Genomic DNA, 8,969 nt, shown 5'->3' with positions numbered 1-8,969 from the left:
CTGCCCACCGGCGGCAGGACGAGTGCGAACGGGCAGGCCCCCGTGGTCTCCCTCGGCACCGGGCCCTCGCAGACCGGCCCCATGCCCGCCGTCCCGCCCTCGCGGGCCGCCCACGCGCTGCCCACCTATCCCGGCTACTCGACCGAGCCGCCTCCGCCCGCGCCCCCGGCGCCGCCCGTCCCCCAGCCGCAACCGCAGCCCCAGCCGCAGCAGCAGGCTCCGGCCCCGCCCGCCTCGTCCGGCCAGGGCGGTTCGGCGGGCTCGCCGCAGTCGCCGTACGGCTCGGCGGGCACCGGCGGGCCCTCGGCCTACCGGCCGGGTCAGATGGGCGCCTACACCGGGCCGCACCCCGCGCCCGTCCCGCAGCAGAGCACGGGCGGCAACGGCACGACCACCCTCTCCGAGGCGGTGAAGGCCGCGCACAAGGAGGGATACGACTTCGGCGAGTCCGTCGCCAAGGACGCCCCGGCCCTGTGGCTTGAGGCCGTGCTCGCCCGCAAGCCGCGGATGCCCTCCGACCTTGAGGCCCGCCTCCTGCAGGGTTCCTCCCTGCCGATCGACTTCCTGCTGCACGACGAGGTCCGTCACGCCCTGCGCCGGGGCTTCTGGGACGCCCTGGAACGAGCCCGCCGCTAGTCCCGGGCCCCGGGGCCGCCGCGTGAAAGCCGTCGCCTGAAAACGGTGAGGCCGCCGGGGAAGGTCCCCGGCGGCCTCATGCTCCGTGTCAGGAGAGGGCGTCGAAACCTGCCCTGAGATGGTTGAGACGGTGGGAGAGGTCGGACAGGGGGCCGACGAGGTTCGGGTCGCCGCCCTTGCGGGCCAGCTCGACGACCCGGGCGAGCTCCTCCTCAACGGCCGTCAGCCGCCCGGACAGCTCCGGCAGCACGGCCGTATGGACGTCGGCCTCCCCCGAGGGGATCTCGGAGGCCAGCCGGTCACGGAGCATGAAGGCCTGCTCGGCCAGACGGCGGTTCATGTTGTACAGCTCGACGAAGACCGCGACCTTGGCCCGCAACACCCAGGGGTCGAACGGCTTGGTGAGATAGTCGACCGCCCCGGCCGCGTAACTGCGGAAGGCGTAGTCGGGGGCGCTGTCCACCACCGTCAGGAAGATGATGGGGATGTTGCGGGTACGCTCACGGCGCTTGATGTGCGAGGCGGTCTCGAACCCATCCATGCCGGGCATTCGCACATCCAGCAGGATCAGTGCGAACTCCGTGTTGAGCAGGGCCTTCAACGCCTCCTCTCCCGATCTGGCCCGTACGGGCACCAGATCGAGCGAACTGAGGATCGCCTCAAGCGCGATGAGGTTCTCCTCCCGGTCGTCGACCAGGAGGATCTTGGCGCGGTCCGCCATCTACTGTGCCCCTTCGTTGGAGTCGTCCGCCGGCCTGCCTCTGGTGAGCCAGCCGCGCAGCCGTTCCAGTAGCCGGTCGACGTCCACGGGCTTGGGAACGTAATCCGAGGCACCCGAGGCTATGCTCTTCTCCCGGTCGCCGCGCATGACCTTGGCGGTCAGCGCGATGATCGGCAACTCGGCGAACTGGGGCATCCGGCGGATCGCCGACGTGGTCGCCCAACCGTCCATCTCGGGCATCATGATGTCCATCAGCACGAGGGCGACGTCCTCGTTGCGTTCGAGCTGCTCGATGCCCTCACGGCCGTTCTCCGCGAAGACGACCGTGGCGCCGTGCCGTTCGAGCACGCTGGTCAGCGCGAACACGTTGCGGATGTCGTCGTCCACGATCAGGATCTTGGTCCCGGTGAGCGGATCGTCGCCCTTCCACGTCTTGGTCTCCTGCTTCGGGAAGTGCGAGACCGGCATCTCCTCCGGCATCGGGATCTCGGGCAGCTCCTCGGGCTCCTCGGCCACCCCCACGATCGTCTGGCCGCGCGGCAGCGTCTCGGAGACGGCGGCGCCGCCGTCCCGTGAGGCCAGCGGGCCGACGTAGGAGGGCGGGAGGTACAGCGTGAAGGTGCTGCCCTGCCCGACCTCGCTGGCGACGTGGATCTCACCGCCGAGCAGACGGGCGATCTCCCGGCAGATCGACAGACCGAGGCCGGTGCCGCCGTACTTGCGGCTGGTCGTCCCGTCGGCCTGCCGGAACGCCTCGAAGATGAACTCCAGCTTGTCGGCGGCGATGCCGATGCCGGTGTCGATCACCTCGAAGGCCAGGGTGCCCTCGGCGCCGCGCAGGGTGTCGTCGACGTAGGGGACGTTCGAGGGGGCGCGGACGACGCGCAGCCGTACCTCGCCCTTGGGGGTGAACTTGATCGCGTTGGACAGCAGGTTGCGCAGCACCTGCTGCAGGCGCTGCTCGTCGGTGCGCAGCTCCTGCGGGACCGAGGGGTCGACCTCGACCGCGAACGACAGCCCCTTGTCCTGCGCCAGCGGGGCGAAGGTGGCCTCGAAGTAGTCGACGAGCTTGGGCAGCGAGATGCGCTGCGGATGGATGTCCATCCGCCCCGCCTCGACCTTCGACAGGTCGAGGATGTCGTTGATCAGCTGGAGCAGGGCGGAACCCGCGCCGTGGATGGTCTTGGCGAACTCGACCTGCTGCACGGTGAGGTTGCCCTCGGCGTTCTCGGTGAGCAGCTTGGCCAGCACCAGCAGGCTGTTCAGCGGGGTGCGCAGCTCGTGGGACATGTTGGCCAGGAACTCGGTCTTGTAGCGGGAGGAGACCGCCAGCTGCTCGGCCCGTTCCTCCAACGTACGGCGCGCCTGCTCGATCTGGAAGTTCTGGATCTCGATGGCGCGGTTCTGCTTGGCCAGCAGGGCGGCCTTGTCCTCAAGCTCGGCGTTGGAGCGGCGCAGCTCCTCCTGCTGGCGCTGGAGCTCGTCGGAGCGTTCACGGAGCTCGGTGGTCAGACGCTGCGACTCGGTCAGCAGGTCCTGCGTCCGGGAGTTGGCGATGATCGTGTTCATCGTGACGCCGATTGTCTCGACGAGCTGGTTCATGAAGTCATGGTGTATCTCACTGAACTGGCTGAAGGAGGCCAGTTCGAGCACTCCCAGGACCTGCGTCTCGAACAGGACGGGCAGCACGATGATCTGGGCGGGCACCGAACTGCTCAACCCGGTGTCCACGGTCAGATATCGGGCGGGCACCTCTCCCAGGAAGATGCCCTTGCCGTCCATGGCGGCCTGCCCCACGATGCCCTCGCCGGTCGCGAAGCGCTGCCTGATCCGCGAACCGGGGCGGGCGCCGTACCCGGCGATCAGGTGCAGGTCGTGGTCACCGGACGGGTCGGCGAGGTAGAAGGCGCCGTAGTGGGCCGCGACCAGCGGGGTCAGCTCGCTCATGATCAGCCTGGCGACCTCCATCAGGTCGCGGTGGCCCTGCATCAGACGCGAGATCCTGGCCAGATTGGACTTCAGCCAGTCCTGCTCCTGGTTGGCCTTCGTGGTGTCGCGCAGGTTGGACACCATCGTGTTGATGTTGTCCTTCAGCTCGCCGATCTCACCCCCGGCGTCCACGGTGATCGAACGGGTCAGGTCACCCCTGGCCACGGCCGTGGTGACCTCGGCGATCGCGCGGACCTGCGTGGTCAGGCGGCCCGCGAGCTCGTTGACGTTCTCGGTGAGCCGCCGCCAGATGCCCTCGACGCCCTCGACCCGGGCCTGGCCGCCGAGCTTGCCCTCCGAACCCACCTCACGGGCGACCCGGGTGACCTCGGAGGCGAAGGAGGACAGCTGGTCGACCATGGTGTTGATGGTGGTCTTCAGCGCCAGGATCTCGCCCTGGGCGTTCACGTCGATCTTGCGGGTGAGGTTGCCGTTGGCGACGGCGGTGGTGACCTCGGCGATGTTGCGGACCTGGTAGGTCAGGTTGTTCGCCATCGAGTTGACGTTGTCGGTGAGGTCCTTCCAGACGCCGGAGACGCCTCGGACGCGGGCCTGGCCGCCGAGTTGCCCCTCGGTGCCGACCTCGCGGGCGACGCGGGTGACCTCGTCGGCGAACATGGACAGCTGGTCCACCATCGTGTTGAGGGTGTCCTTGAGCTGGAGGATCTCGCCCTGGGCGTCGGCGGTGATCTTCTTGGACAGGTTGCCCTGCGCCACCGCGGTCGAGACGGCCGCGATCTGCCGGACCTGCGTGGTGAGGTTGTTGGCCATGACGTTGACGTTGTCCGTCAGGTCCTTCCAGGTGCCCGAGATGCCGGGAACCTGTGCCTGACCGCCGAGTTGCCCCTCGGTGCCGACCTCGCGCGCCACCCGGCTCACCTCGGAGGCGAAGGAGGACAGCTGGTCGACCATGGTGTTGATGGTGGTCTTCAGCGCCAGGATCTCGCCCTGGGCGTCGACGTCGATCTTCCTGGTCAGGTCGCCGTTGGCGACGGCGGTGGTGACCTCGGCGATGTTGCGGACCTGGTAGGTCAGGTTGTTCGCCATGAAGTTGACGTTGTCGGTGAGGTCCTTCCAGACGCCGGAGACGCCTCGGACGCGGGCCTGGCCGCCGAGCTGCCCCTCGGTGCCCACTTCGCGGGCGACGCGGGTGACCTCGTCGGCGAACATGGACAGCTGGTCCACCATCGTGTTGAGGGTGTCCTTGAGCTGGAGGATCTCGCCCTGGGCGTCGGCGGTGATCTTCTTCGACAGGTCGCCCTGCGCCACCGCCGTGGCGACGGAGGCGATCGCGCGGACCTGCGTCGTCAGGTTGCCCGCCATGAAGTTGACGTTGTCGGTGAGGTCCTTCCACACGCCGGAGACCCCGCGGACCTGCGCCTGACCGCCCAGCTCACCCTCGGTGCCGACCTCACGGGCCACCCTGGTGACCTCCTCGGCGAACGCCGAGAGCTGGTCGACCATCGTGTTGACCGTGGTCTTCAGCTCGAACATCTCGCCGACCGCGTCGACGGTGACCTTGCGGCTCAGGTCGCCCTTCGCGACCGCCGTCGTGACCAGCGCGATGTCACGCACCTGCGCCGAGACGCGGCTGGACATCGTGTTCACGGCCTCGGTCAGGTCCTTCCAGCTGCCCGACATGCCCCGCACGTTCGCCCGGCCGCCCAGACGACCCTCGGTGCCGACCTCGCGCGCGACCCGGGTCACCTCCGAGGTGAACAGCGAGAGCTGGTCGACCATGCCGTTGATCGCCTTGCCGAGGCGGCGCACCTCGCCCCGGGAACCGCGAACCAGGTCGATCCTGCGCGACAGGTCGCCCTTGGCCACCGCGTCGATCACGTCCGCGGCCCCGCTGACCGGGCCGACCAACGCGTCGATCAGAGCGTTCACCGAATCGACGCTCTCCGTCCACGAACCGACCCCGGGGCCGGGGGAGAGACGTTCACCGAAGCGGCCCTCCCGCACCACCTCCCGGCGCACCCGGTGCAACTCGTTCGCGAGGTGCTCACGGCGGTCGGCCACCTCGTTGAGCAGCAGGCGGATCTCGCTCAGGATGCCCGGCGGGGCATGCGGCACCCGGCGGCGGAAATCGCCATCGCGCCAGGTGATCAGTGTCTGGAGAATCGGCTGCAGGTCCGATTCGGTGTACCGTCGTTCTTCGACGCCAGACACGGTGTTGGCCGTGGTCATGAGACCTCCTTGACTCCCGGGGGGCGCAGCCGTGAGTCATCCCAGTCTGTCACGGTGCGCAACTCCGAGTCCCGCCTTCGATTTACCCCATGTCAGCAGCAAGTGTGGTAGGCACGGAACAGTGACGAACGCTCCCCGCGCCGTCCTGGCCGCGACATTCGCCCCAGGAGACACGGCCGTCCCGGCAGCCAGGCGGTTCACCATGGAGGTGATGACCGCCTGGGCGGCCGCGTCCCTGCTCACGCCCGCCGAGCGGCTGGTCGCGGAGTTCGCCCGCCAGGCCGGGGACGCGCCGTTCGAGGTCGTCTGGAGTCACCTCGGCGACGGCCTGCGGATCGAGGTGCGGCGGCAGGACACCTCGGAGCCGGCGTTCGAACGCCCGACCGTGCCGGTGGAGGAGTGGGGCGTCACCTTCACCGACGACCAGCGTACCCACTGGGCGGTACTGGGCCTGTCCGGCGAGGCCGAGGGACAGGCCGCCGAGTGGAAGGCGGAGGAGCCGAGCCGCGGGCCGCTCTGGATGGGCTTCCTCGCCAACGCCAGCGACCTGCTCGCCGGAACCCTCAACCCCGACATGGTGCCCGCGATCATCTCGCAGATCGTGGTGCCCCGCCTGGCCACCTGGTGCGCCGTCTACACCTGGAGCGACAACGGCGGCCCGCAGCGCCCCGCCTACCTGTGGCACACCGACGAACGCGGCATCGACGGGCTGCGCGAGGAACTCGCCACCGTCCAGATACCGCAGGCGGGCGGCGCCATGCAGCTCGGCGACTGGCAGGTGCTCGTCGTCCCGCTGCTGGCCAGGGGCAGGGCACTCGGCGCGATGTGCCTGGGGCGCCCCGACCACTTCGCCGAGGACGTCTTCCAGTACGCCGAGGACATCGGCCGCCGCGCCGCCCTCGCCATGGACAACGCCAGGCTCTACGCCACCCAGGCCGCGGCCAACCGGGCGCTCCAGCGCAGCCTGCTGCCTCCCGACGAACCCGGCGAGATCCCGGGCCTCGACCCGGCCGTCGTCTACGAGCCCGCCGGTGAGACCAACGAGGTCGGCGGCGACTTCTACGACCTGTTCGCGGCCGGGGACGACTGCTGGCGCTTCGCGGTCGGCGACGTCTGCGGCACCGGCCCCGAGGCCGCCGCCGTCACCGGCCTCGCCCGCCACACCCTGCGCCTGCTCGCCAGAGAGGGGTACGGCGTCGCCGCCGTCCTCGACCGCCTCAACCAGGCCATCCTCGAAGAGGGCGACCGTGCCCGCTTCCTGACCCTGCTGCACGGGGAGATCAAGCCGGTGCCGACCGGGCTGGACGTCTCCATGGTCTCCGCGGGCCACCCCGAGGCGCTACGGCTGCGGCCGAGCGGCGTCGTGGACACGGTGGTGACCTCCCAGTCGCTGCTCGGCGTCTTCCCCGAGGCGACGTTCAAGGCCCAGCTCGTCCACCTCGACCCCGGCGACGTCCTGCTCGCGGTGACCGACGGGGTGACCGAACGCCGCCAGGGCGGCAGGCTGCTCGACGACGACGGGGGACTGGCCAAGCTGTTCGCCGAGTGCGTGGGACTGTCCGCGCGGGCGGTCGCCGAACGGATCCGCCGCGCCGTACAGGACTTCGCCACGGAACCCAGCGCGGACGACCTGGCGATCGTGGTTCTAAGAGCTAGGTGATCAGGGGCCTGGGGTTATGTGTTTGCGGGCGAAGTCGAGTTGGGCGGACATCTGGGTGATGCGTTCGGCGACGACCAGGGAGCCGTGGCCGGCGTCGTAGCGGTAGACCTCGTGGGGGTGGTCGCGTTCGGCCAGGCGGGAGACGTAGGTCTCGATCTGTCCTATGGGGCAGCGGGGATCGTTCTCTCCGGCCAGGATCAGCACCGGGGCCTCGACCTGGTCGACGTAGGTGATGGGGGAGCACCTCGCGTAGCGTTCGGGCTGTTCCTCGGGGGAGCCGCCGAGCAGGGCGCGGTGGTAGGCCCGCAGCGCCTCGGTCTCCTCGCGGTAGGTGGCCAGGTGGTCGGCGATGGGCACGGTGGCGATGCCCGCCGCCCACATCCCCGGCTGGGTGCCCAGGCCGAGCAGCGTGAGGTAGCCGCCCCAGGAGGCGCCCGCCAGCACGAGGCGGGTGGGGTCGGCGATACCCCGTTCGATCATGGTGGTCCGCACCGCGGCCACGTCGGCCAGCTCGATGTGGCCGACCTCACCGACCAGGGCGTCCCGCCAGGCGGAGCCGTACCCGGTCGAGCCTCGGTAGTTGATCCGCACGACGGCGAAGCCGTGGTCGACCCAGGCGGCCACCTGCGGCACGAAGGAGTCGTCGTCCTGCGAGGTCGGGCCGCCGTGCAGCAGGAAGACCGTGGGGAAGGGGCCGGAGCCGCGTTCCGGGCGTGAGACCAGGGCGTGGATGCGCCCGCCGGGCCCCTCGACGTCCAGGTCCTCGACCGGTACGGACAGCGGCGCGGTCGGGCCGCCGTGGCTCACCACGATGTGGCCGTTGGTCGACCTGATCACCGGTGGGTGGGCGCCGCTCGACCAGGAGTACTCGACGGAGTCGTCGGGCCGGGGCGTGGCACCGTCGATCACCCCGTGCGGGGTGTCGATCGGGGACATCCTGCCGCCGGGAAGGTCGTAGTGGTGCAGGTACGTACGGCCCCGGTTGGCCCGCACGAGCAGCAGGGAGCGGCCGTCGTCGTACCAGTCGGCGGTGATCTCGCCGGAGTCGCGCAGCCAGATCTCCCGCTGGTCGCCGGTCTCCGGGTCCCAGACCAGGGGTTCCCTGCGGCCTCTGCGCTCATGCAGGGCCAGCAGCCTGCGGTCGCCGAGCACGGGCGCGAAGCGCAGGCCCAGCACGCCCTTGCCCTCGCCGTCGCGCAGGTCGCCGACCACCGTGCCGTTGCGTCTGAGCACCCGCAGCGCGGGGTGGCGCGAGTCGCCGTGCTCGCTGTGGCTGATCGCGATGAGGGAGCCGTCCAGGGAGATCGCGGCGACGGAGGCGGCCTCGGTGTGCTCGTAGATCACCCGGGCGGGTTCGCCGGGCCGTACGAGGCTGACGGTGAAGCCCTCGCCGGGCCTGGCCATGCCGATGGCCGCCTCACCCGTCGCGGCCAGGGCGATTCCCGAGGGGAAGCCGGGCTCCAGGTCGATGGGCTCGTCGGGGCCGCCGTAGAAGGGCTGGCGCATCCAGCCGCCCCACTCGTCACCGTCGGTGTCGGAGAACCACCAGATCCACTTCCCGGTGGGGTCGATCGTGCCGTGCGAGGTGCCCTTGGGACGCGTGGTCACCTGGCGGGTCGCGCCTGTCGTGCGGTCCCAGGCGTAGATCTCCCAGGTGCCCGAGGCGTTGCTCCGGTAGACGTTCCTGGCGGGGGCCCGCCGCGCCCACACGGGCAAGGTCACGCGGGGCGCTCGGAACCTGGATTGCCAGCGTTCCTCCGCCTTCATATATCG

4 protein-coding genes and 1 pseudogene are annotated in these 8,969 nt (G+C 70.2%); 2 read left to right on the top strand and 3 right to left on the bottom strand.

Annotation, left to right across the window (positions count from 1 at the left end; translation table 11 throughout):
* Positions 1–636 (top strand): annotated as a pseudogene (locus tag ACFOYY_RS06575) (NYN domain-containing protein); the annotation flags it as partial.
* An 88-nt stretch (positions 637–724) separates the two neighbouring features.
* Here ACFOYY_RS06575 and ACFOYY_RS06570 read toward each other — a convergent pair.
* The gene (locus ACFOYY_RS06570; RefSeq protein WP_352011096.1) at positions 725–1,357 is read right to left on the bottom strand and encodes a response regulator; all 633 of its coding nucleotides are present in this window, start codon (positions 1,355–1,357) and stop codon (positions 725–727) included.
* A complete protein-coding gene (locus tag ACFOYY_RS06565) occupies positions 1,358–5,536 on the bottom strand; it encodes a HAMP domain-containing protein (RefSeq protein ID WP_352011095.1) in 4,179 nt (1,392 codons plus the stop codon).
* 121 nt (positions 5,537–5,657) lie between these two features.
* Here ACFOYY_RS06565 and ACFOYY_RS06560 point away from each other — a divergent pair, with 121 nt between their 5' ends.
* Positions 5,658–7,196: a PP2C family protein-serine/threonine phosphatase gene (locus ACFOYY_RS06560; protein ID WP_352011094.1), complete on the top strand. Its 1,539-nt coding sequence runs from the start codon at positions 5,658–5,660 to the stop codon at positions 7,194–7,196.
* Here the strand turns inward: ACFOYY_RS06560 and ACFOYY_RS06555 are convergent, their stop codons facing one another.
* Entirely contained in the window at positions 7,197–8,963 is a 1,767-nt protein-coding gene (locus ACFOYY_RS06555) for a S9 family peptidase (RefSeq protein ID WP_362912345.1), read from the bottom strand.
* Between the last annotated feature and the right edge of the window lie 6 nt (positions 8,964–8,969).

It is taken from the genome of Streptosporangium jomthongense (genome assembly GCF_042650425.1).
GTDB lineage: Bacteria > Actinomycetota > Actinomycetes > Streptosporangiales > Streptosporangiaceae > Streptosporangium.
This window is presented reverse-complemented; position numbering and strand designations above follow the sequence as displayed.

Coding starts and splice junctions, on each gene's coding strand:
- ACFOYY_RS06570 (WP_352011096.1), bottom strand. CDS start 1,357: ATGGCGGACCGCGCCAAGATCCTCCTGGTCGACGACCGGGAGGAGAAC.
- ACFOYY_RS06565 (WP_352011095.1), bottom strand. CDS start 5,536: ATGACCACGGCCAACACCGTGTCTGGCGTCGAAGAACGACGGTACACC.
- ACFOYY_RS06555 (WP_362912345.1), bottom strand. CDS start 8,963: ATGAAGGCGGAGGAACGCTGGCAATCCAGGTTCCGAGCGCCCCGCGTG.